At 56.8% G+C, this 22092-nt stretch carries 16 protein-coding genes and 3 pseudogenes; 11 read left to right on the top strand and 8 right to left on the bottom strand.

Annotated features, from left to right (window positions below):
• Nucleotides 1–84 precede the first annotated feature (84 nt).
• From B3527_RS03275 to B3527_RS03250, 6 genes and pseudogenes are all read right to left on the bottom strand, one after another.
• A complete protein-coding gene (locus B3527_RS03275) occupies nt 85–714 on the bottom strand; it encodes an Hsp20/alpha crystallin family protein (protein WP_051602737.1) in 630 nt (209 codons plus the stop codon).
• A gap of 689 nt (nt 715–1403) precedes the next feature.
• Entirely contained in the window at nt 1404–1823 is a 420-nt protein-coding gene (locus tag B3527_RS03270) for a PaaI family thioesterase (protein WP_034766464.1), read from the bottom strand.
• Nucleotides 1820–2689, bottom strand: coding sequence for an alpha/beta fold hydrolase (locus tag B3527_RS03265; protein ID WP_034766463.1), 870 nt, complete (start codon nt 2687–2689; stop codon nt 1820–1822). Before B3527_RS03265 ends, B3527_RS03270 begins: the two co-directional genes overlap by 4 nt.
• Nucleotides 2690–2923: 234 nt before the next feature.
• Complete coding sequence (locus B3527_RS03260; protein WP_035552743.1) at nt 2924–3142, bottom strand: hypothetical protein; 219 nt, start codon at nt 3140–3142, stop codon at nt 2924–2926.
• 332 nt (nt 3143–3474) lie between these two features.
• Nucleotides 3475–5937, bottom strand: coding sequence for a TonB-dependent receptor (locus tag B3527_RS03255; RefSeq protein ID WP_051602738.1), 2463 nt, complete (start codon nt 5935–5937; stop codon nt 3475–3477).
• A 256-nt stretch (nt 5938–6193) separates the two neighbouring features.
• Nucleotides 6194–6505 (bottom strand): annotated as a pseudogene (locus B3527_RS03250) (integrase core domain-containing protein); the annotation flags it as partial.
• A gap of 134 nt (nt 6506–6639) precedes the next feature.
• On the opposite strand from B3527_RS03250, the pseudogene B3527_RS03245 reads away from it, so the two are divergent.
• Nucleotides 6640–7912: pseudogene (locus B3527_RS03245) on the top strand (IS110 family transposase).
• 368 nt (nt 7913–8280) lie between these two features.
• Nucleotides 8281–9540 carry an IS110 family transposase gene (locus tag B3527_RS03240; RefSeq protein WP_035551926.1) on the top strand — a complete coding sequence of 420 codons (1260 nt, stop codon included), beginning with the start codon at nt 8281–8283 and terminating at the stop codon, nt 9538–9540.
• 252 nt (nt 9541–9792) lie between these two features.
• Here B3527_RS03240 and B3527_RS03235 read toward each other — a convergent pair.
• Together B3527_RS03235 and B3527_RS03230 are read right to left on the bottom strand one after the other, a co-directional pair.
• Nucleotides 9793–10359: pseudogene (locus tag B3527_RS03235) on the bottom strand (IS3 family transposase); the annotation flags it as partial.
• A 3-nt stretch (nt 10360–10362) separates the two neighbouring features.
• Nucleotides 10363–11625: a cytochrome P450 gene (locus B3527_RS03230; RefSeq protein WP_035551931.1), complete on the bottom strand. Its 1263-nt coding sequence runs from the start codon at nt 11623–11625 to the stop codon at nt 10363–10365.
• Nucleotides 11626–11804: 179 nt separating this feature from the next.
• On the opposite strand from B3527_RS03230, the gene B3527_RS03225 reads away from it, so the two are divergent.
• From B3527_RS03225 to B3527_RS03185, 9 genes are read left to right on the top strand one after another with little or no spacing between them, the layout of a single operon-like run.
• A complete protein-coding gene (locus B3527_RS03225; RefSeq protein ID WP_034766458.1) occupies nt 11805–12545 on the top strand; it encodes a FadR/GntR family transcriptional regulator in 741 nt (246 codons plus the stop codon).
• Between the two features lie 43 nt (nt 12546–12588).
• Nucleotides 12589–13764: an NAD(P)H-dependent flavin oxidoreductase gene (locus tag B3527_RS03220; RefSeq protein WP_051599952.1), complete on the top strand. Its 1176-nt coding sequence runs from the start codon at nt 12589–12591 to the stop codon at nt 13762–13764.
• Entirely contained in the window at nt 13761–14951 is a 1191-nt protein-coding gene (locus B3527_RS03215; protein WP_034766457.1) for a thiolase C-terminal domain-containing protein, read from the top strand. Before B3527_RS03220 ends, B3527_RS03215 begins: the two co-directional genes overlap by 4 nt.
• Nucleotides 14948–15409 (top strand): Zn-ribbon domain-containing OB-fold protein, encoded by a 462-nt coding sequence (locus B3527_RS03210; RefSeq protein ID WP_081806136.1) that lies wholly within the window; start codon nt 14948–14950, stop codon nt 15407–15409. Before B3527_RS03215 ends, B3527_RS03210 begins: the two co-directional genes overlap by 4 nt.
• Before the next feature lie 7 nt (nt 15410–15416).
• Nucleotides 15417–16667, top strand: a complete 1251-nt coding sequence (locus B3527_RS03205) for an acyl-CoA dehydrogenase family protein (RefSeq protein ID WP_034766456.1) — start codon at nt 15417–15419, stop codon at nt 16665–16667.
• Nucleotides 16667–17758, top strand: coding sequence for an acyl-CoA dehydrogenase family protein (locus tag B3527_RS03200; protein ID WP_034766455.1), 1092 nt, complete (start codon nt 16667–16669; stop codon nt 17756–17758). Before B3527_RS03205 ends, B3527_RS03200 begins: the two co-directional genes overlap by 1 nt.
• Before the next feature lie 58 nt (nt 17759–17816).
• A complete protein-coding gene (locus tag B3527_RS03195) occupies nt 17817–19427 on the top strand; it encodes an acyl-CoA synthetase (protein ID WP_034766454.1) in 1611 nt (536 codons plus the stop codon).
• A complete protein-coding gene (locus B3527_RS03190; protein WP_034766453.1) occupies nt 19427–21064 on the top strand; it encodes a flavin-containing monooxygenase in 1638 nt (545 codons plus the stop codon). The genes B3527_RS03195 and B3527_RS03190 overlap by 1 nt, the downstream gene beginning before the upstream one ends.
• The gene (locus tag B3527_RS03185; RefSeq protein ID WP_035551935.1) at nt 21061–22035 is read left to right on the top strand and encodes an alpha/beta fold hydrolase; all 975 of its coding nucleotides are present in this window, start codon (nt 21061–21063) and stop codon (nt 22033–22035) included. The genes B3527_RS03190 and B3527_RS03185 overlap by 4 nt, the downstream gene beginning before the upstream one ends.
• Nucleotides 22036–22092 lie beyond the last annotated feature (57 nt).

The raw sequence follows: 22092 nt of genomic DNA, 5'->3' as shown, positions 1-22092 counted from the left end.
GGATTTTTCGGGGAGCAGGTCACAGGAAACAACAGAGTGCTCGCAGCGCCCTATCTCTCACTTATGTTTTTACGGTACACTGATTTATTCCGTTACCAGCCTCGCCGCCCTGAGCCCGCGCACAGCGTGCTCAAAAAATCGGGACGCTTCACAGGTTAAGGGCGTTGGATATGAAGCATCCCGGCACCAACCGCGGCAATGTGACTTGCCCAGCGATGCAAAGGCAGGACCCCGAGAGAGACTGGAAGCCCTCAACGCGCTGTCCTTTTTGAACTTGCCAGCTTGGGAATTTCGACATGCAGCGCGCCCTTGCGCTTGTTGGGCCTTGACCTTGCTGGTGTCAACACCGGACGGGAGCGCGATCGAGCGTTCGAATGTGCCAAACGATCTTTCGACAAGCCGGTAGCTCTTGGTCTTTTCGTCCCTCTCCGGTTTCTTTTCCCCGCGGATCGTCAGCCGGCTGTCGGTCACATTGACCTCGATATTCTTTTCATCCACCCTGGGAAGCTCGGCGGCGACTTCGATCAGACCATCACATTCCTTGACTTCCAGACGCGGCCAGACCTCCTGCATTCCGACCGGACGGCGGAAACCTGCGCCGCTGAAACTGTCGAAAAGACGGTCGATTTCACTCTGCAGGAATGAAAAAGGATCGCGCGCCGGGCAGCCATGTGTTTTTCCTTTAATGACTCCAAAGGCATTATTTGACCGCAAGCCCGCCGCCCTCTTGAGAATTCGCAACGGTTCCGGCCATGAGTTCACTTTTTGTCTGTATCACGCCGATCCGGCACAGTGGAGCGCTGCAGCGCGCCCGGCGTTGCAAGGAAGAGAAGAAGTGGGTGAACGCGTCTGAAATTCAGAACGGTGGAGAAATTCCAATACCCTATTCCTGTGAGGGACGCAACGTTTCTCCACCTCTTAGCCGGGGCGATGTGCCGGTGAACGTAAAGAGCTTCATTGTGCATTGTCAGGATCTAGCCCGGCGGTGCTCAATTGCCGGACGCTCTTTCTCATGACTTGCAAATGATCTACAGGCCGACCTCGCATGGTTCGCAATGGAAAAACGCCGAAAGATTCTGCCGACATCTCAAGAATTGCCATGGTGGTCAGGTCCAACTTGCCGCTGGATTTTAACGTCAGAGCCTGACCACCGAACCCAAGCGCGTCAATCGAAGCCGAGACTAACTCAAATACCAGGCCACTTTTACGGAGGCAGCCCCCACGCAATCAAATAGATGTCCCTCATGCCCCCAATTCCACGGAAACCGCTTCTACACAGACCACCCGCCCCGGCCTCATACGTAAAGCCGGTCGGCTCAGGGGCAACCTGACCTTCTGACTCTGGCCCCTACACCCCGAGACCAGAATTAAAATTACGCAATGCAAGAATATCATGCAAACCTTCATGCACGCCCCGGCATCAGGTAGGCGCCGCGCCCGCTCGAAAGCAGCGCTCCGCTGGCGTTCATGACAGAGGCTTCGGCGACGGAAAGAGTTGCACCCAGACGGACAATTCTTCCCATCATGCTTAGCGTTCCTGGCGTGGCAGGTTTGTGATAGTCAACTCGCAAGTCCGCCGTCGCAGCAGGCGTGTTCCCTGCGGCGAGCAGGGCATAAAATCCTGTGAGATCAATCAGCGCGGCAATGACACCGCCATGGGCAGATTGTATTCGCGGATTGGAAACCAGCTCCTCACGCCAGGGCATTTGCAGTATCAGCTTGTCCTTGTCTGTGCTGATCGCCTTCAGCCCAAGCCAGCGATGGAAGGGGGCCGCATCGAGTGCGGCCTGTATCTGATTAACATTGAGCATGGAGGTGCTCATGCAGGGGTCTGCTCTCGAATCGGACGAAGAAAGGACACGACTGCTTCGACAAATAAATCGTTGCAATCTCCTGCCACCATATGTCTGGCCCCAGCGACGTCAGTGAAATGTGCCCTCGGTGCCAAGGAACGAAACGCCGCGACGGAGTCTTCTGTAACCAGCTCGCTCATACGTCCACGGATGAGATGAAGCGGTACGCGGATGTTCCGAACCGCCTGCTCCAGCTCACTGGTGCGAGCAACCCCAGAGCGACGCGTGACGCCGGTGATAAAGGCAGGGTCCCAGTGCCATCGCCAACGCCCGTCTTCGCCTTGCCGCAGATTCTTACGCAGCCCTTCAAGGTCTTTCGGCCGGGGCCGATGCGGCAAATAGGTGGCAACCACATCAGCGGCCTGTTCCAACGAAGCAAAGCCTTCCTTAACATGCGCGCCCATAAAGCCGACAACTTTGGTGACGCCGGCGGCGTCCATGTTCGGCGTGATATCGACCAGAGTAACCGATTCAAACGCATCGCGCGCAAACATGCCTGCGGCAACTATGGCTGCAAGTCCTCCAAGCGAAGCACCGACTACATGCGGCCGCGGCCTTCCAACCGCGACGCTTTCACCAACCTCTACAAGGTCTCGAGCGATAGCTCCGAGAGAGTAATCACCGTCTGGAGCCCAGTCGCTTTCACCATGCCCGCGAAGATCTAAGATTATTGAGCGATATCCTTCAAATGCCACCGCCTTCGCGGCAGCGCTCCAAGCATGACGAGTTTGTCCTCCGCCATGGGCAAAAATGACCGGAGGGGCAGCGGGATCGCCAACCGAACTGTGCGCCAGCTTCAGCCCCTGCGCATGGAGATATCCATCACAATCGTACAAAAGATCCGTCCACTATAAACTCTTTTACTTATTCCTTTATTAAGTTACCTTACAATCATTGTAAATGGAGAAACCCGTCAAGTTGCCCACGCGGTCGCGCGCATCTGGCTTCATATGAGATCCCGCAATCGATTTCAGCTTCCTTTTTGGTGAAGTGAGCCGACTATCGCGCCGGGCGTACGATCAGGAAATGGAAGCTATCGCCCTCACGCGATCACGGTGGCAGGCGCCTGGTTAAATGATCAGACTGGAATGCCCCAGATCCAGCTTACCGAAGTGCACGATATTAAGCGTCCACATGTTGGGATACTGATCAATCAATTCGATTGATCGGGCCATGTCTCGCGTGAGCGAGATTACCGTGATCGTCGAGCGTGGCGAATTGTCCCAACCGGATTTGCGATCCAGCGCGCAAAGGAGTTTGTGCGATCCGCCGAGCGGCTTGCAGCTCAAGACTTTAACCCTGTTATTGATCCTAGTCCTGGCTTCAGCAGCGGTTTTACTTTCGACAGTTAGCGAGAATCTGAAGTCATGAACTCCTCATCAGCGAGGCTCTGATCCCATCCAGATGAAAGTTCGCTGGCAGGCCAACGCCCATCCTTATGGGCTTCCGGCCCGCGCCTCCTGTCTCTACAAAATCTCTGGAAATGGCTTGCGGAGCGCTACAATATTCAGCAACCACTCCGCAAGCAACAGCTGGAACTTCGCGCTTCCCTCCCCTATGAGATTGGCTCTTGCACCTTGGCTCCTCAAGTCAGGCTAAGCTGACATTGCCTCAAAGTGCTCTAAAACCGAACACGAGCGGTTGCGCCAAAGGTCAGGGGCGGTGACAAGAAAGCACCAACAGCTGTTCCCGGAGCTGTTTGCGTGGCAGCGGTACCTTGAAGCGGCGTATCGAAAGCAAGTTCGTAATAGTCCTCATCAAACAGGTTCTGCGCCCACAGTTCCAACTCGAAGGGAGAGTTGTCACTGTAGAATGACATTCTTGCATTTACCACAACCAGCTCTTCAACCTCCTTGAGCGGATCGAGGTTCGAACCTGTATTATACTTTGAAGTGAACCGGCTCGATACATTGAAGCGCGCATCCCAGTCGCTGATGAACGAGGTTTCATAGGTTGCGGCCAACGTACCCGACCAACGGGGCGCAAATGAAATTGTGCTTCCCGGCAAGCGCGGCGGCGCGAAAAAGTCTACCGCTTCGAAATCATCATACTGGGTTTCCGCATAGACAAGACCGCCCTGCAGTGTCAGCCCTTCAAGCTGTTCAGGCAGGTATCGGACATCGAACTCAGCACCCTTGGAAATCACACCGGGAACAGATGTCACGATGAAGCTCGTACCGGTAAACGTGTTGAGCTGAAAGTCGCTATACTCCTGATAGAAAATCGCGCCGTTGAAGAACAAGCTATTTGCCGCATTGTTGGTCTTAAAGCCGACCTCATACGCATCAACAGTTTCGGGATCAAATCTGGTATCCAGGTTGGGCTGAAATGGCGTGGGATCTGAGGGACCAAACTGGCTGCGATCAAGGTTGAAACCACCGGCCTTGTAACCGCGCGAATAGGACGCGTATGACATCAGATTCTCACTGACCCGATATGCCCCCTTTACTGTACCTGATAAATCCTCGTCAGAGCGATCCTGCGTGGCGCTCACACCCACAAAGTTGTCGTTTGTCCAAGGCAAGCAAAGCGTTGGTGTCAATCCACCTGTAGGGCCAAATACGGCCAAGGCTGTGGTACAGCTACCCGCTTCGCCATTAAAATTGGACTCCAGCGTCTTCTCATCAATCGTATAACGAAGACCGACCGTGAGGTCGAACTGATCGCTCAAGCTGAACGTATTGTTCGTGAAGATGGCGTATGTATCCGCAGTTTGTTCATAAACGTCTGCGGTTGCATTTGCCTCGCCCGTATAGATATTACCTGGCAGCGAAGACAGATCAAACGCACCACCACTCGCACCGAGCAGCAATTGCTGAAAGTAGAAAAAGTAATCATTGCCGTAAGTAATGAAATCTGTACGATCAAGAGTTTCATTCGCGTAAAACACACCCACCTGCCAGTCGACGTTATCGGTCGCGCCCGCGAGTCGTAACTCTTGGCTGAATGTGGCAAAAGCGTCCCTGGACGTTTCGTCATCTCGATACCAAAGATCGGCGGCACTAAAATCTGTATCCTGACCCGAGCCGTTTTCCCAATCGCGATAGGATGTGATTGACGTCAATTCACCGAGGCCGGACTGCCACTCGATATTCGCTGACACACCCCAGTCCTCGGTCGTCTGCGTGGCGTCGCGGTTCGCAAAGGCGACGCGGTCGAACGGATCGATCGGAAAAGCAGAGGCCCCGTCACCGCCAGCCAGCAGCGTGATCAGCGGGCCCCTGGCCGGGTCCACCGCGATATAGTCACCCATGCAACAATCTTCTTCCCGATCAGTATAGTCAGCAGAGAGAAGAATCTCGAGGTCGCTGGAGGGCTCAAAACGAAGCTGACCTCGAACGGAGTAGAAGTCATACTGACTCGTTTCGTCCTCGGTACGTGGACCGTTACCGGTCTTTACGTCCAAAAGACCGCCGCGCTCTTCGTATACTCCGAACAGGCGACCGCTCACCGTCTTAGAAAGCGGTCCGGTGACTTCTGCAGACGTGCGAAGGAAACCTTCGTTGCCGATCCCGACCTCGAAGATCGACTCTAACTCGTCAGACGGTTTCTTCGTGATGACATTTATGACGCCCGCAGAGGTCGACTTGCCAAACAAGGTTCCCTGCGGCCCCTTTAGTACTTCGATTCGCTCGATCTCGCCGAGATCGCCGAAGGAAACGCCGTTCCTGGCGCGCGGAACCCCGTCGATAACGACGCCTACTGAGCTTTCGAGACCGGGATTGTCACCAACCGTGCCAATGCCACGAATCCGCGCCGTAGTATTTGCTTGCTTTGACGAAGAAGTTACAAGCAGGCCCGGCGTCACGACCGTCAGGTCCTTGATATCCTGAACGCCAGCATCGCTGAGAAGCTCTCCGGACAAGGCGGTCACGACAATTGGCACATCCTGCAAGCTCTGCTCGCGCTTTTGCGCTGTAACTGTGATTGCACCCAATCGACGTGTGGCCTCCACATTTTCCGCCGCGGATGCAGCAGCACCTTGCTCGTCCACCTCAACTTGCGCATGAGCACCGGCGGCAAACAGCAAAACCGCCAAAGATACCGAAACAGTTGTCTTCGACACCGCGTTGAAATAATACACCTAGTTTCCTCCTTATGTTTATATAATACTGTATGATATGATACTTATCTGCAATGTGAATATTCTTTTTTCCCCCTGACAGAGATCGTCGACGGGTGATGCAAATTTGCAATAGAGGTTATGGCTTGTCCAATCGGACTGGCCCAACCGAAAAGTTAGTTCCGGCTTCAGCTGACACGCTTGGGATCGGTGGTCCGGCCCTGGGGTTAATATCCAGCGGCAATGACGTGCTTGGTCTGGTGGTCCGGCCTTGGCGTTAAAATCCAGTGGCGATTTTGACCTTGCCACCATGGCATAGGCCGGCGTTACGGGCAAACTCGTCGGGAGATTGCCCATTGTGAGCCATGTGAAGCCGGCTCTCATTGGAGTCGCGCCTCCACGCCTCGATCAGCCGCCTTGCCTCGGCCAAGGAGGCGAACCAGTTGATGTTGAGGCACTCGTCCCGGAGCGATCCATTGAAGCTTTCGACGAAGCCATTCTGCTGCGGCTTGCCGGGGCGCGAGAAGTCCATTCTGACCTTGTAATGATATGCCCAGAGGTCCACGATCTGGCCGGTAAATTCACTGCCATAGCACATTGGGAACCGATGTTCCGGAGGTCGTGACCGCCTGCTTGTTTCTCACATGCAGGCGGGCGGTCATGACCGAGCCTTCAGGTCTCTTACAGTGGTTTTGCCGACCACAACTGAAGAGGAGACCGGCCATGACCAAGACGCACCATAAGACAGGGCAACCCGTTCTGGTAGCGATTGATATCGCAAAGCATCGCAATGAAGTTCTGATCGCTGTCCCAGGGAGGCGACGCCGCAAACGCCTCACAGTTCGTAACGTGCGGGAAGATATCGACAGATTTGTCGAGACGCTCACCGCCTTTGGCGTGCCGGTTCAGGTCGGATTTGAGCCGACGGGCGACTACCATCGGCCGCTGGCGTGGCGGCTCCATCAGGCGGGGTTTGAGTTGAAGCTCATTTCTTCGCTGTCGCTGGCACGCACGCGCGAGGCGATGCACAACTCATGGGACAAGAACGATCCGAAGGATGCGCAGGTGATGCTGCATATGATGCAGACTGGGCTAACCCAGATCTGGCATGACCCGCTCGTGCACGGCGTGAACGACATTCAGGAGTTGTCGAAGACACATGCCGTCATATCGCAAACCAAGACGGAGTTCTGGCATCGTTTGAGAACACACTACTTGCCACTCTACTTTCCCGAGGCTGAGCGCTTCATGGGCAACTCGCGCAGCGATTGGTTTCTCGCCTTCCTCGAACAGTTCCCCACGCCGGGATCGATCACGTGCATGTCCGAAGATGCTTTTATCGAAGCGGCCTGGGGTGTTGTCGGCAAGAAGGCATCAATAGCTCGGTTGCTCGCTGATATATACGCCACAGCCGCTGATTCCATTGGCCTGCCGGTCGATCCGGAGACGCCAGCGATCCGCATGTTTTGTCTCGTTCTCGGTCAGGGAAGGCATCTGATTGCCCAACGTGATCAGATCGAACAGCAAGCCAGCGACCTGCTTGGAACACATCCGGACTTCGTACGCTTGAGGACCATCCCAGGCATCGGGCCGATCAACGCGCTCACCATCCTGGCTGAGGCCGGGGACCTGCGCCGCTTCGGGCATCACCGGCAGTTTCTTAAGTTTTGCGGATTCAACCTTTCGACTCAGCAGTCAGGCATATTCCGAGGACAGACCAAACTCTCCAAGTTTGGAAATGCCAGGCTGAGACGGACATTCTGGATGGCGGGACAGGTCGCCATTCGGCAGCGCGAGAACGGCTTCCGCGACAAGTATGAAAGATACATCGCCAGAGATCACAGCGATCCGCACCTGAAGCGCAAGGCACTCACTTCCGTTGCCGCAACGATCGCACGCACCGCACATTCGGTCATCAAGACCGAGACAGATTACCGCCCCTTCTTCGAAGGACGCGGTCCCAGGCGGAAGGACCCCGCTCTGCAAGTGCCGTTGAGGCATGCATCGTCACGACCTCGTAGATAATGTTCGGGTCTTCTGCCTGGGTATTCGGATCTCGTCTTAAGGACGGTGAGGGCCGCAATCCAGCGTACCCTGTATTTGCTATGGAAGAACTGATTCCTTGACGACAGAAGACGCCTGGGTGATTTTACGAACGAGCGGGACGCAGGTTCGCCGTCACGCATCAACGACCTGTTGGCTCATTCCAGCTTTCGTTCTTTTCATAGGACGTAGCACATTCGGAACCAAGGCAGGTCATGGCCGCCTGCGGCGCATTCCGCACGCAGGCAGGAGGCCATGACCGGGCCGCAGGACCTCTTACAGTGGTTATTCCAACCACCACCGAAGAGGAGCAGACCGGCCATGGCCAGGATTCATTCTATCGCACAGGATGCTGTGCTCGTCGCGATCGACATTTCCAAGAAGCGCAATGATGTTCTGATACAGATGCCTGGGTCGCCTCGACGGCGGCGTCTTGTTGTGCTCAACCAGCGCGCAGAGCACGACCGCTTTATTCAACGGCTGAAGGCTTTCGACCGTCCGGTTGTTACGGGGTTTGAGGCAACCGGTAATTATCATCGGGCACTGGCCTGGAGACTGGTCGATGCCGGCATCAAGACACGCCTGATCTCTTCCATGGCACTCGCTCGCCAGCGCGAAGCCATCCACAACGGATGGGACAAGAATGATCCGAAGGATGCCCAGGTTATCCTGCATATGCTGGCGACAGGTCTCAGCCAGGTCTATCTGGATCCCTTGGTCGCCGGCCTCGCAGATATCCAGGAGCTCTCGAAGACGCATGAGGCCGTGTCGAGAGCAAGGACGCAGACCATTCACCGGATCCTGACGCACTATCTGCCACTCTATTTTCCCGAGATCGAGAAGTTCCTGGGAAGCTCCAGGCGCGACTGGTTCTTCGCCCTGCTCGAGACGTTCCCGCCCCCGGCATCGATCACGGCCTTGTCTCCAGAAGCCTTCTCAGCCGCCGCCTGGGACATTGTTGGCAAGAAGGTTTCAAAGGCCAGGTTGATCGTGGACATCTGTGAAACCGCAAAAGAATCAATCGGGTTGCCGGTTCCGGTCGACAGCAGGGCCATCGCGATGTTCCGCATGGTTCTGGCGGAGGCGCGCAGCCTGAACCGCCAGCGCAATACGATCGAAGCGGAAGCTGAAGCCCTTCTGGGCGGAACCCCTGACTTCGAGGCCCTCAAGCAAATCCCCGGCATCGGCCCGATCATCGCCCTGACCATTCTCGCTGAAGCCGGCGACCTGCGCCGGTTTGGTCATCATCGCCAGTTCCTGAAATTCTGCGGCCTGGACCTCTCAACGCATCAGTCCGGCACTTTCCGGGGACAGACGAAACTGTCGAAATACGGCAACGCACGGCTTCGCCGGGCGCTCTGGATGGCCGGCCTGGTCGCGATCCGCCAGAAGGAGAACAATTTCAGGGATAAATATACGCGCTATATCGCCAGGGATCCGGACAATCCCGATCTCCGGCGCAAAGCGCTCACTGCGGTTACCGCCAAGATGGCGCGCACAGCGCATGCCATCATCAAGAGCGGAAAAGCTTACCGCCCCTTCTACGAAGGGGCGGTACCGGGCGGGAGAATCTCTCTCTGATGCGCGCCGTTGAGGCGCCAGTCTATCGGCGACCTCGTAGATAATGTTCGGATCTTCCGCTCGGATCGGCATCCCGTGTTAAGGACGGTAAGGACCAGCGAACCTCACTCGCATGGATCCTGTGTTTGCTATGGCTGCGAGCTCTTCCAGTGCGGCGGAAGCCCACCCGGTAATTGACTTCAAGACCCGTATCTGGAAACTACGGGACGAGGCTTTGCGCCCGAAACCTGCCAAAAGTTCAGAATGTAGGACGTTGTCCGAACGTATGTACCCAGGCGGTCCATGCACGACGAACAGATCGCCCAGCGTGTCGAGGACATCGCGGGAGTTCAGCTTGCGCTCGACGCGGATGGTGAGGCATTCGCGAGTGAACTCATCAATGACGCACAGCATGCGGAAGACCTTCCCATCATGCGTGCGATCCTGGACGAAATCATAGGATCAGACATGCCCCTTGTGCATTGGTCTGATCCGAATGCAGGAGCCGTCACTCAACCAGAGACGGCCACGTTTCGGTTGTTTCATCGGGACCTTCAGCCCTTCACGCCGCCAGATGTGATAGACGCGCTTCTCGCTCACATGCCAGCCACCCCGTCTCAGCAGGGCCGTAATGCGACGATAGCCATACCGGCCGAACCATTCAGCCAGGGTGATGATGGCCGCTGTCAGCACATCCTCATCCTGACGCGGCACGCGCGGCTTGCGCTGGGTGGAACGATGCTGGCCGATTACGCGGCAAGCCCGACGCTCGGTTGCGCCGAATGTCTCCACCACATGATCGACCGCTTCGCGCTTGCGTGAAAGGCTCAGTGGTGTCCCCAGTCAGCGAGCGTGGAGCCGCACAGGCAGTTTCGTGATGCCTCGCACAAGGTTCGAAAACAGACGCTCGGGCTCGCCGGTCACTTCGACCTTCGCGAAACGCTTTTGGATCTCTTCCCAGATAATCCTAAGTTGCAGTTCTGCAAGCCTGTTGCCCATGCAGCGATGGATGCCATAGCCAAAGGACAGGTGATGACGTGGGTTCTTTCGGTCGATTATGAACTGGTCAGCATTCTCGATGACAGACTCATCCCGGTTGCCCGACAGATACCACATCACCACTTTATCACCTTTTTTGATCAGCTTACCGCCAATCTCGTAATCCTGGAGCGCAGTCCGGCGCATATGGGTCAGCGGAGTCTGCCAGCGGATAATCTCTGGCACCATGCTGGTGATCAGCGACGGATCCTCATTCAGCTTGCGATATTCTTCAGGGTTCTGATTAAGGGCGAGCACGCCGCCGCTGATCGAGTTCCGCGTAGTGTCGTTGCCGCCCACAATAAGCAGCAGCAAGTTGCCCAGAAACTCTAGGAAGGGCATGTCCCGCGTCGCCGGAGAATGCGCCATCATGGATATGAGGTCGTTCTTGGGGTCTTGGTTAATACGCTGATCCCAGAGCCCTTTGAAATACATCGCGCATTCAATCAGTTCTTTGCGCCTTGCCTCATAAGATTCGACGATACCGGTTTCAGGCGCGGCCGTTGCGATGTCGGACCAGCGAGTGAGTTTGCGCCGCTCTTCCCAAGGGAAGTCGAACAAGGTCGCAAGGGTCATTGTGGTCAACTCGACCGAGACTTTATTAACCCAGTCGATTTCCTCACCAACCGGCAGATCATCAAGTATCTTGCACGCACGCTCACGGATTGTCGGCTCGAGCAACTGCAAGTTTGACGGCGCGACTGCGGAGTTAACGGCCTTGCGTTGCTGATCGTGCTTGGGCGGATCCATGGCGATGAACATTTCAAGCTCAAGCGCACCTTCCCCCGCATGCATGTCCTGAATGGCAATTCCGCCGAGCTTCGCTTCCGACGAGAAGACTTTGTGATTGGTGTCAACGGCCATGATGTCGTCGAACTTGGTAACCGACCAGTATGGCCCGACTTTGCTCTCAGGACAGTAGTGGACTGGATCCTCTCTGCGCAATCGGTCGAAAAACAGGCCAATTGTATCTTTCTGAAAAAGGCTCGGCCGTGAAACATCGATTTGCTCGATCGGAATGGTCGCGATTTTTTCGGCCGTGTTCAGCTCAATTGTTTCTATACTCATGTTCTATCCTTCAGTCCGTACGCGAAAATAGCGCGCCACCTTCTGGCAAATTAGCGGCCCCGCAACATGCCACTTTTAAATATTATCATACATACTTGACGATTAGTTACAACCATGGAAGCTAAACGCTTGATTTGGCCGTTCATCAGATTAATTATGATAATATATTAGGTTCAAAGATGCAGCCCAGGGCCTATAACGCAAAGAAGGCAAAGCGTGCACTTTCGCTCGCACAAGACATCGTTCGCGACATTGAAGCTGGTGCACGCGTTGCGGGAGACCGGTTGCCACGCGAAGAAGAAATGCTCGCGCGGTACGAAGTCGCCAGAGCAACCTTGCGTGAAGCGCTCCGCTTCCTGGAGCTTCAGGGCGTAATCCACCTTCAATTGGGCCGTGGCGGGGGCCCGGTGGTTGCGCGCCCGCAGTCCGGTGATTTCGCAAATAGTCTTTCTCTCATCCTGCAATTCATGGAAGCAGACCTGAGGGGTCTGCTCGAACTGCGTGAAGCCATAGCGCCGGATGTTGCAGCCTATGCCGCCCAGCGCGCGACCACAGGCGACCTCAGCGCACTCGCCGATTGCCTTAAAGAGCTTGAGCGGAATGAGGCGGGAAGCCAGTTCGAGGAACTTAACCGTCGGTTTCACGACCTGCTCGGTTGGGCCAGCGGCAATCCGCTTTTCGGCCTTCTGACCTCCACCTTGCATTTACTGACCCGCGAATTTTCGCGCTCGCTCGGCTATTCCGCCCAGGAGCGCGCAGTCCAGTTGCGAATCCTGCGCCGCGTTCTGGAAGCGGTACGCACAGGTGATGCCCAGGAAGCGCGGCAGGCCATGGCCCGCCTTGTGTCAGGTTCGGCAAATTATTTAGCTGAACGAAGTCCTGATCTGGTTTCTCAAAAAGTGAGGTGGGGACAAATTTAGAAGACTTGCGAACCGCAATGTCTAAGACGGGAGAATAAATAACATGCCGCTACAAACGCGCATATGCGAAATTCTCGAGATCGAATATCCGATCTTTCTGGCCGGAATGGGCGGGGCAAGTGTCCCCGCGCTCGCGGCCGCGGTATCGAATGCAGGGGGGCTAGGCGTCCTCGGCGCCGCGGCGTGCTCGCCGGACCAGTTACGTAGCTGGATCCGTCAGACCCGCGAGATGACCGACAAGCCGTTCGGGGTGGATACGCTTCTGCCGGCCTCGGTCCGGCGGGGGTCGGCGCCGCAATCCGGTAACGCGCCCGCCAACCCGATGGCAAAAATCGACGAATACAAGGAGTTTACCCGCGATTTCATGGCGCGGGAGAACCTTCCCGAAGTCGATGCTGCAGCAGCGATGCGCGCCGCAGGTTCGCCGGATATGGGCAAGAGCCAGCTCCAGCTATTCTCGAGAGAATTCTTCGAGGCGCAGATGGAGGTGGTGATTGAGGAAAAGGTGCCGGTCTATGCCGCGGGCCTCGGCAATCCCGCGCCCTGGATCGACCGTCTTCACGCCAACGGCACCAAGGTCATGGCGGTGATCGGCAAGGTCAAGCATGCCGAGCAGGTGGTCGATTCCGGTATCGACATGATCGTCGCCCAAGGTCACGACGGCGGCGGCCACAATTCACCTATCGGAACCATGTCGCTTATCCCGCAAGTCGTGGATGCGGTCGGTGATCGGGTGCCCGTGATCGGTGCAGGTGGTATTTCAGATGGGCGCGGTGTCGCGGCGTCGCTGATGTTGGGGGCAGAAGGCGCGTGGATCGGCACCGCATTCCTCGCAACGGACGAAGCAGGCATCGAGCATTTTCAGAAGGAAGCAATCACCGAAAGCGGTGACGCGGATACCGTCGTAAGCCGCTCGTTAACCGGCAAGCCTGCCCGCATGATCCGTAACAAATGGGCCGATGCGTGGGTTGCTGCGGGCAAGGAACCACTGCCCATGCCTTTCCAGTCGATAATTTCAGGTCCGGTTATGGCTTCAGGCCTCAAGGCTGAGCGCAAGGATATCATGCCTGGCTTTGCTGGCCAGGGAATTGGCCTCATCCATTCGATCCGGCCCGCAGCCGAGGTGATGCGTGAACTTGTCGAAGGTGCGGAAGTCGCACTCTCCCGCTCGTTTGTCGGAGACATGCAGTCCAGCCAACAGGACAAGCATCAAAAATGAGCGCCACATCCACCTTCAATTTCAGTGACAGGTCCGCAATCACGGGCGTCGGTGAAACGGCATTCATCAAGGGCGCCGAAAATACCGCGGTCGACATGATGCTCGAAGCTTCCCGCAAGGCGATCGCTGATGCCGGGCTGAAGCCATCCGACATCGACGGCATGGTTCCGCCGCCGATCTACACGACATCGGAAGAAATGGCCGCCAATCTGGGTATCGACGTATTGCGCTATGCGGCTACCGTTCACATGGGCGGAGCCAGCCCGACGACAGCGCTCCAGAACGCGGCGATGGCGATCGCCAGCGGACTTTGTGACCACGTTCTCGTAACGCTGGGCTGGAATGGCTATTCCGCACTCAGGCCCAAGGCCGGTGCCCCGCCTACCCGGCCGATGAACATGAACACTCTGACCAACACCATTCAGGGCTATTACATTCCTTATGGCGTGTTCCTGCCGGTGCAGATGTATGCCTGGCTCGCCATGCGACATTCCAAGCTCCACAGTGTCGGGCCGGACGCGATGGCCGCTGTGGCACTCGCATGTAACCGTCACGCGCAGCTAAATCCGAGAGCCTTCAATTATGGCCGTACATTCGATCTCGAGGCATATCACTCGGCGCGCTGGATATCCGAGCCTTTCCGGCTCTACGATTGCTGCCTGGAAACCGATGGTGCCTGTGCGGTCGTTGTCTCGCGCATGGAACGGGCCAAGGACATGCGGCACGTGCCGGTAAGCATCGCAGGCGCGGCTGAGGGCCACCCCTATCCCGCCGACGACATCCCCTCGCGCCCCGACCCTTTCAAGATCGGCCTCAGCTATGCCGCCCCGCGCGCATTCGAGATGGCAGGCGTCACCCGCGAGGATATGGATTTTCTGCAAATCTACGACTGCTTCTCTTATATCGTGCTGTTGCAGCTTGAAGCGCTCGGTTACTGCGAACCCGGCGGTCAGAGCGAATTCGTCGCTGATGGCCAGATCGAGCTGGGTGGACGCTATCCCATCAACACCCATGGCGGCTTGCTGAGCGAAGCGCATGTCTGGGGCCTCAACCATGTTGTTGAGGCGGTCCGCCAGCTGCGCCACGATTGCGGCGAGCGTCAGGTCGCAGATGCCCAGACCGGCCTCGTGACCGGCTGGGGCGACCTTGGCGACGGGAGTATCGCAATCCTCAGGAGGTTTACGTGAGCGACAAGAACGAACTGCCGCCTAAAATGCGCTTCAAGGCGCAGAAGGCTCCGCCCAAGCCGAAACCGCGCCCGCAGGATCCTATCGAACAGGAATTCTGGAATCGGTGCCAGGATGGCCATCTCTATTTCCAGCGTTGCAGCGATTGCGGCACCCTCCGCCACCTGCCTCGTTATATGTGCGCGAAGTGTGGCTCACCGGAATTTTCGTGGGAGCGCAGCACTGGCAAGGGTACGCTTTTTTCCTGGACCATCACCCACCAGGCCCTGCACCCGGCATTTGCCGCCGACATTCCCTTCGTGGCTGCGGTGGTTGAACTCGAAGAGGGTGTACGCATGGCCACTCGTCTGATCGATTGTGACCATGATAGCCTCAGGCTCGACCTTCCTGTAGAATTGACATTCGAAACAATCGGGGACGACTTCCGTCTGCCCGTTTTCCGTCCCTGCGAGGAATAGAAGCGATATGGATCTCGATTACGGCCCCGAATACGACACATTCCGTCAACAGGTGCGCGATTTCATCGAAGCGCATAGCCACCTTGCGCCGCCGTGTGCGACTCGGGCAGCCCGCCCTTCACCCGAAGCCGTCAAATGGCAGAAGCTGCTGATCGAAAACGGGTACACTGCCCGCACGATCCCGGCGGAGTATGGCGGCTACGGCGCGGAACCCGACATCCTCAAATCGCGCATCATCTCCGAGGAGTTTTCACGGGCCGGGGTGCCGGGCGGGCTCACGAACCAGGGCATCTCGATGCTCGTCCCGACTTTGCTGGAACTCGGCACCGAGGAGCAGAAGCAACGCTGGATCGAACCCACGCTGAAAGGCGAGATCGTATGGTGCCAGGGCTATTCTGAACCCGGTGCCGGATCGGACCTGGCCAGCCTCAAGACCAGGGCGCGAGTCGAAGACGGCAATTTCGTCATCAATGGCCAGAAAATCTGGACCAGCACGGCGAAGCAGGCCGACATGATCTTCTGCCTCGTAAGGACCGAGCCCGACGCACCAAAACACCGCGGTATTTCCTACCTGATCTTCTCGATGGACACACCGGGTATCGAGGTTCGTCCTTTGAAGACGATGACAGGCCACGCCGAATTCAATGAGACATTCTTCACCAATGTCCGCGTTCCGGTGGACCAGATTGTAGGGGCGCGGGGCCAGGGCTGGCTCGTGGCGAATGCAACCCTCGGCCATGAGCGCGGAATGCTGGGTGATCCCGGCGCGCTCGAAAACCGGCTACAGGCACTGATCGCCCTGATGCAGGAAGAGCGTATCGGACAGGCCCGCGCAATCGACAATCCGGTTCTGCGAGATCGGCTGTTGGCGCTCCAGGCCGAGGTGTCAGCGATGAAATGCAATGGGATGCGTATCCTTTCGAACAGCCTCAAGGGTGAGTCAGGCGGCATGGCGAAGCTAATCGTCAAGCTGCAAAGCTGTGAGATTGCCCACCAGATTTCAGCACTGGCGATCGACGCCATGGGTGAGATAGGCACGCTTTACCATGGCAGCCCGCGAGAGCGCGAAGGAGGCGCGTGGCAATGGAACTACATGTTCCAGCTCGGTCTCATAATAGGCGGCGGCACCGCGCAGATTCAGAAAAACATCATCGCCGAACGTGGCCTCGAAATGCCGCGCGAACCGAAGCTCGCAAAGGTTTCGGATGCGGCGAAAGCAACCGCAGACATAGAGCGTCACAAACAGGGATCAGCCTAATGGATTTCGGATTATCTCAGGACCAGCAGATGTTACGTGATGCGGTTGCCCGTTGTCTTGCGGACACCTGCCCGCTCGATCATGTCCGCGAATGCGCCGAACTGGACAATCCACTCAGCGACAAAGTGCTCGGCGCCGTTCAGGACTTGGGAATTCCCGGAATGCTGGTACCTGAAGAGCATGGCGGCCTCGGTATGACCCTTCTCGACGCTGCCATAGTTGCCGAACAGCTCGCCTATATGGTCGCGCCAGTGCCTTTTCTCGCCAGTCATGTACTTGCGCCTATCGCGCTGAGCGAGGCTGGTAGCGAAGAACAAAAAGCACAATGGCTACCGAAGATCGCGAACGGCGAGGCGCGTATCGCTGTCGCGATTTCCGAGACGGTCGAGGCGCGCGACGGGGCGGGCGTTTCCTCTGCTGATGGGAAGCTCAGCGGAACCGCCCTGTTCTGCCTGGATTTCGAGGGAGCTGACGCTTACATCGTAGCCGACGCTGGCGGCCGGCTGCACCTCGTTACAGCCGATGCCCTCAAACTGGAGACGATCCGGCTGACGACCATTGATCGCACCCGCAGTGTCGGGGAATTGCGTTTCGAACAGACAGAGGCAGAACCGCTTATTGACGATAACGGCGCGACAACGGCCCGGTTGCGCGATGCGGGCCGTGTGATCTTAGCTGCTGACAGCCTTGGCGCAGGCCAGGCCATGATCGAAAAGGCTGTCGATTATTCTGGCCAGCGCGAGCAGTTTGGCCGGCTCATCGGCAGTTTCCAGGCCGTCAAGCACATGTGCGCGGAGATGGCCGCACGTCATGAGCCATGCCGCTCGCTTGTCTGGTATGCGGCCCACGCCTTCGATTCGATACCGGAGGATGCATCCATTTTCGCCTGCCATGCCAAATCACACACAGGCGAAGTCCATCGCTTTGTCGCCCGCACCTCCACCGAAGTGCATGGCGGAATGGGATTTACGGACCTGATGGGTCTTCATTACTGGTTCAAACGTATTGGCTTCGACCGGCAAGCGCTTGGAGGCCCCGAAACGGTGCGGGCCGAATTGGCAGCCCTACAGGGTTGGATAAAAGCCCCGTAATACACTCATTGTATACGGCTGCGAGATTTGCGGCCCAGTCTTGAAGGAATCAAGCAACATGATCGAATGGAATCTCGGCGACATTCTCGACGCAATCGAGCCCGCCATGCCTCAAGACGCTCCGGCCTTGATACACGGCGACCGGATCATCACTTGGCCCGAAATGTCCGCGCGCTCGAACAATGTCGCGCGCGCGTTGCGACAACGCGGAGCTAGCGACGGCGCCAAGGTGGCTTTCTACATGCGCAACCGCCCTGAATATGGTGAGCTGATGGCGGCCTGCTTTAAGGGGCGGTTGACTCATGTGAACATCAATTACCGCTATCGCCCCGAAGAAGTTTTTTACATTTTTGATGATTCTGACAGCGAGGTGATTATTTATAGTTCGGAGTTCCGTGACTGTATCGTCGAACTCAAGGACCGGCTCGGAAAGGTTCACACCTTCGTTGAAATTGGCGATGCTTCGCAAATCGCACCTTTTGCGATCCCTTATGAAATTCTCGCGCAGGAAGGTGATGGATCAGCGCTCGGCATCACGCGCTCGCCTGACGATTTGCTCTTCATTTATACCGGCGGCACGACAGGGATGCCCAAGGGCGTGATGTGGCGTCACGACGATATGCGCAAGGCGCAACTGGACGCCCAGAAGCTGCTCGGCCCCGTTCCGCAAACAGTCGAGGAAAACGTCGCCCTAATCACCAGTCAAGGGCCGGGCAGACGTACACTTCCCTCCTGCCCGTTAATGCACGGGACAGGCTTCATCACTGCGATCGGCACGCTCATGTCGGGCGGTGCCATCGTGACTCTGTCGGACCCATCTTTCGATGCGCTTGAATTGTGGGAGACGGTTGATACGCACAAGGTGGAAAGCATTTCAATTGTGGGCGACGCTTTTGCCAAACCGATGTTGCAGGCGCTGGACGATAATCCCGGTCGCTGGGACACAAACAGCCTTGTCTCCATTGTTTCATCCGGCGTGATGTGGAGCAAGGAGGTCAAGGCTGGCCTGTGCAAGCATATCCCCCAAGCGGTGCTGATGGACAGCTTTGGCGCTTCCGAAGGGCTCGGCTTCGGCCTCTCCGTCACAACCGCAGATGGGGGTACGAACACCGCGAAATTCGGGATCGGTGAATTCTGCGATGTCTTCGATGAATACGACCAGAAAGTAACGCCGGGCAGCGGCGTACCGGGATATATCGCTCGCAAGGGCGCAATCCCGGCGGGTTATTACAAGGATCCCGAAAAGTCCGCCAAGACCTTCCGCACTATCGACGGGGTGCGCTATTCGATTCCAGGCGACTGGTGCACGGTCGAAGCCGATGGCAGCCTGACCCTGCTGGGCCGTGGCAGCGTGTGCATCAACACGGCTGGTGAAAAGGTCTATCCGGAAGAAGTCGAGGAAGTCCTCAAGACCCATCCCGCCATCGCTGACGCGCTGGTCGTGGGCGTGCCGAGTGAAAAATGGGGCCAGGCCGTCATCGCCGTCGTGCACCTGAGTGGCGACGCTGCATTCGACGAGCAAGGCGTCAAAGACCATGTTCGTCAGCAATTGGCCGGCTACAAAACGCCAAAGGCCATCCATCCAACGGAAACAGCCCTGCGCGCATCCAACGGCAAGGCCGACTATGCAACAGCGAAAGCAATCGCCGAGCGTTTGACGGTCGCGTGATGAGCAAGCGGGCTTCTCCTGATTACGACGCCCTAATCGTCGGTGCCGGCTTCAGCGGCATCTACCTGTTACACAAGTTACGTAACGCCGGGTTCAACGTGTTGCTGGTGGATGCTGCGGCCGAGCCGGGCGGTATCTGGTATTGGAATTGCTATCCGGGCGCACGAGTGGATTCGCAGGTGCCGATCTACGAGTACTCAATACCTGAAGTGTGGAAATCATGGACCTGGAGCGAACGATTTCCCGGATGGAAAGAGCTAAGAGCGTATTTCCATCATGTTTGTAATACACTCAAGCTGTGGCCCATGATGCGCATGGGGTCACGGGTCACAGGCGCGAACTATGAGCAAGCGGCGCAGCAATGGCGCCTGCAACTCAACGGAGAGGAAACTGTTACGACACGGTTCCTCTTGCCCGCTATTGGTTTCGCATCAAAGCCGCATATCCCTGATTTTCCCGGCATTGAGGATTTCGAAGGCGAATGGTTTCACACGGCGCGCTGGCCACAACAGGGGGGCGATCTCAGCGGACGCAAGATTGCCTTGATCGGCACCGGGGCAAGCGGTGTGCAAGTCGCGCAGGAAGCCGCGAAGTCCGCATCGAAGCTGACCCTATTTCAAAGAACACCAATCCTGGCGCTGCCCATGCGGCAGCAAAAGCTATCAAAGGAAGATCAAGAACGCGACAAGCAGGATTATGCTGCTATCTTCGAAACGCGCAAGCAGACCAGCGGAGGGTTCGAATCTCAATCGCTGGACGTTTCGGCGCTCGAAGTTGACGAGAAAGAGCGCACCGCACACTTCGAATATCTGTGGCAGAAAGGCGGCCTCAGGTTCTGGTATCACAATTTCGCCGACCTGCTGATCAATCGCGAAGCGAACCGCTACGCCTATGATTTCTGGCGAAACAAGGTTTGCGACAGGATCTCCGATCCCAATCTTGTTGAACAGCTCGCGCCTTCCGAACCACCCCATCCATTCGGCACGAAGAGACCTTCGCTCGAGCAGTGTTATTACGAGATTTTCGCGCAGGATAATGTCGATCTGGTCGATCTGAAGGCAACCCCCATCACCCAGATCAAACCGCACGCGATAGAGACCGCTGACGGCGAGGTGGAATGCGACCTCATCGTTTACGCCACCGGCTTCGATGCCGGGCGCGGCGGCATGGTCGATATGAACATCACGGGGACGAACGGCCTGTCTGTTTCACAAGCTTGGGAAGACGGGTTACGCGCCTATCTCGGCATGGCGATAGCAGACTTTCCAAACATGCTGTTTGCATACGGTCCACTTAGCCCGTCAGGTTTCTCGAACGGCCCGACCAGCGCAGAGATACAGGGTGACTGGATCTGTGACTTTCTCGTCTGGATGCGGGACAATGACAGTAATCAATTCGAAGCCTGTGCGACCGCAGAAGCTGACTGGACCAAAATGGTTGCCCAGGCCGGCGCCATGACACTGTTTCCAGAAGCGAATTCCTGGTACATGGGCGCAAATATCCCTGGCAGGAAGCGTCAGCTGATCAACTTTCCAAGCGTGTCTGGATACGTCGCACTCTGCGAAGAAGTAGCGAACGAGGGGTATCGCGGCTTCATGATCGACAAACCCACCAGCAACGAACAGATGATGGAATGAGTATGTTAACCAAAGTGACAGTTTTTCCCGACGATATCAGCCCCGTCTGGGCTGGAGATGGTTCGCATCTGCCGGAATGGTTTGTGTCGGCCCTGAAAGTGCCGCGCGAGGAAGGTTATGTGGAGATCGACAATGCTAAAGTGCATTACTTTCGCTGGGGCGACCGCAGCAAGCCGAAAGTGCTTATGACACATGGCTTTCTCTCCCACGCGCGCTGCTTTGCCTTCATCGCCCCATTCCTCGCCGAAGACTATGACGTTGTCGCGTTCGATCTCGCCGGCATGGGCGACTCGGAGATGCGTGGGCAGGCCGATCCAGAAGCGAGAGGGCGCGAATTTGTTGAGATTGCCGAGGCGCTCAATCTGTTTGCAGATGGCCACAAACCCACCATCGTCGCGCACAGTTTCGGTTCCGGCGCAGCGCTCACTGCCGTGACGCAATCGCCCGATCACTTCTCCGGCCTCGTAATTTGTGATCTCATGGTCATGCGCGCCGAGCTCCTGGAGCAATACTGGAACCAACGCCGTTCCAGCCCGGGGTCAGGTGATCCTGACAAGCCCAAGCGGTCCTACGCGAGCTATGAAGAGGCGCGCAAAAGATACGTCCTTTCCCCGCCCCAGCCGGTTGGCGAGCCTTTCCTCCTAGATTACATGGCCTATCATTCTATGCGGCGCGACGGAGACAACTGGACATGGAAATTCTCACCCGAGGTATTCCGGCGAAGCAATAAGTCAGAGGAATGGCTCACTATCGGCCAGCGACTCGTGAATGCGCCGGGTCGCAAGACCATCGTTCATGGTGCCAAGAGTCAGCTCTTTACCAAGGATTCGGCTGACTACATCCGTGAGCTAGGGGGCGGTGACATCCCAATTATCGCCGTACCTGAGGCGCGCCACCATTTGATGCTCGATCAGCCATTGGCATTCGTGACCGCACTCCTGAGTATTCTGCACCTCTGGGAGAATAAGTAGACCAGCCCCTCATGCCGCTGAACCAAGCTTCGAAGTGACCTGCTCCCCGAAAAATCC

The sequence above is a fragment of the Hyphomonas sp. UBA4505 genome (assembly GCF_002388685.1).
Taxonomy (GTDB): domain Bacteria; phylum Pseudomonadota; class Alphaproteobacteria; order Caulobacterales; family Hyphomonadaceae; genus Hyphomonas.
This window is presented reverse-complemented; position numbering and strand designations above follow the sequence as displayed.

Excerpts from the sequence above, each read along its gene's own strand:
- B3527_RS03270 (WP_034766464.1), bottom strand. The coding sequence starts at position 1,823 with ATGAGCACCTCCATGCTCAATGTTAATCAGATACAGGCCGCACTCGAT.
- B3527_RS03240 (WP_035551926.1), top strand. The coding sequence starts at position 8,281 with ATGGCCAGGATTCATTCTATCGCACAGGATGCTGTGCTCGTCGCGATC.
- B3527_RS03230 (WP_035551931.1), bottom strand. The coding sequence starts at position 11,625 with ATGAGTATAGAAACAATTGAGCTGAACACGGCCGAAAAAATCGCGACC.
- B3527_RS03225 (WP_034766458.1), top strand. The coding sequence starts at position 11,805 with ATGCAGCCCAGGGCCTATAACGCAAAGAAGGCAAAGCGTGCACTTTCG.
- B3527_RS03220 (WP_051599952.1), top strand. The coding sequence starts at position 12,589 with ATGCCGCTACAAACGCGCATATGCGAAATTCTCGAGATCGAATATCCG.
- B3527_RS03215 (WP_034766457.1), top strand. The coding sequence starts at position 13,761 with ATGAGCGCCACATCCACCTTCAATTTCAGTGACAGGTCCGCAATCACG.
- B3527_RS03205 (WP_034766456.1), top strand. The coding sequence starts at position 15,417 with ATGGATCTCGATTACGGCCCCGAATACGACACATTCCGTCAACAGGTG.
- B3527_RS03200 (WP_034766455.1), top strand. The coding sequence starts at position 16,667 with ATGGATTTCGGATTATCTCAGGACCAGCAGATGTTACGTGATGCGGTT.
- B3527_RS03195 (WP_034766454.1), top strand. The coding sequence starts at position 17,817 with ATGATCGAATGGAATCTCGGCGACATTCTCGACGCAATCGAGCCCGCC.
- B3527_RS03190 (WP_034766453.1), top strand. The coding sequence starts at position 19,427 with ATGAGCAAGCGGGCTTCTCCTGATTACGACGCCCTAATCGTCGGTGCC.
- B3527_RS03185 (WP_035551935.1), top strand. The coding sequence starts at position 21,061 with ATGAGTATGTTAACCAAAGTGACAGTTTTTCCCGACGATATCAGCCCC.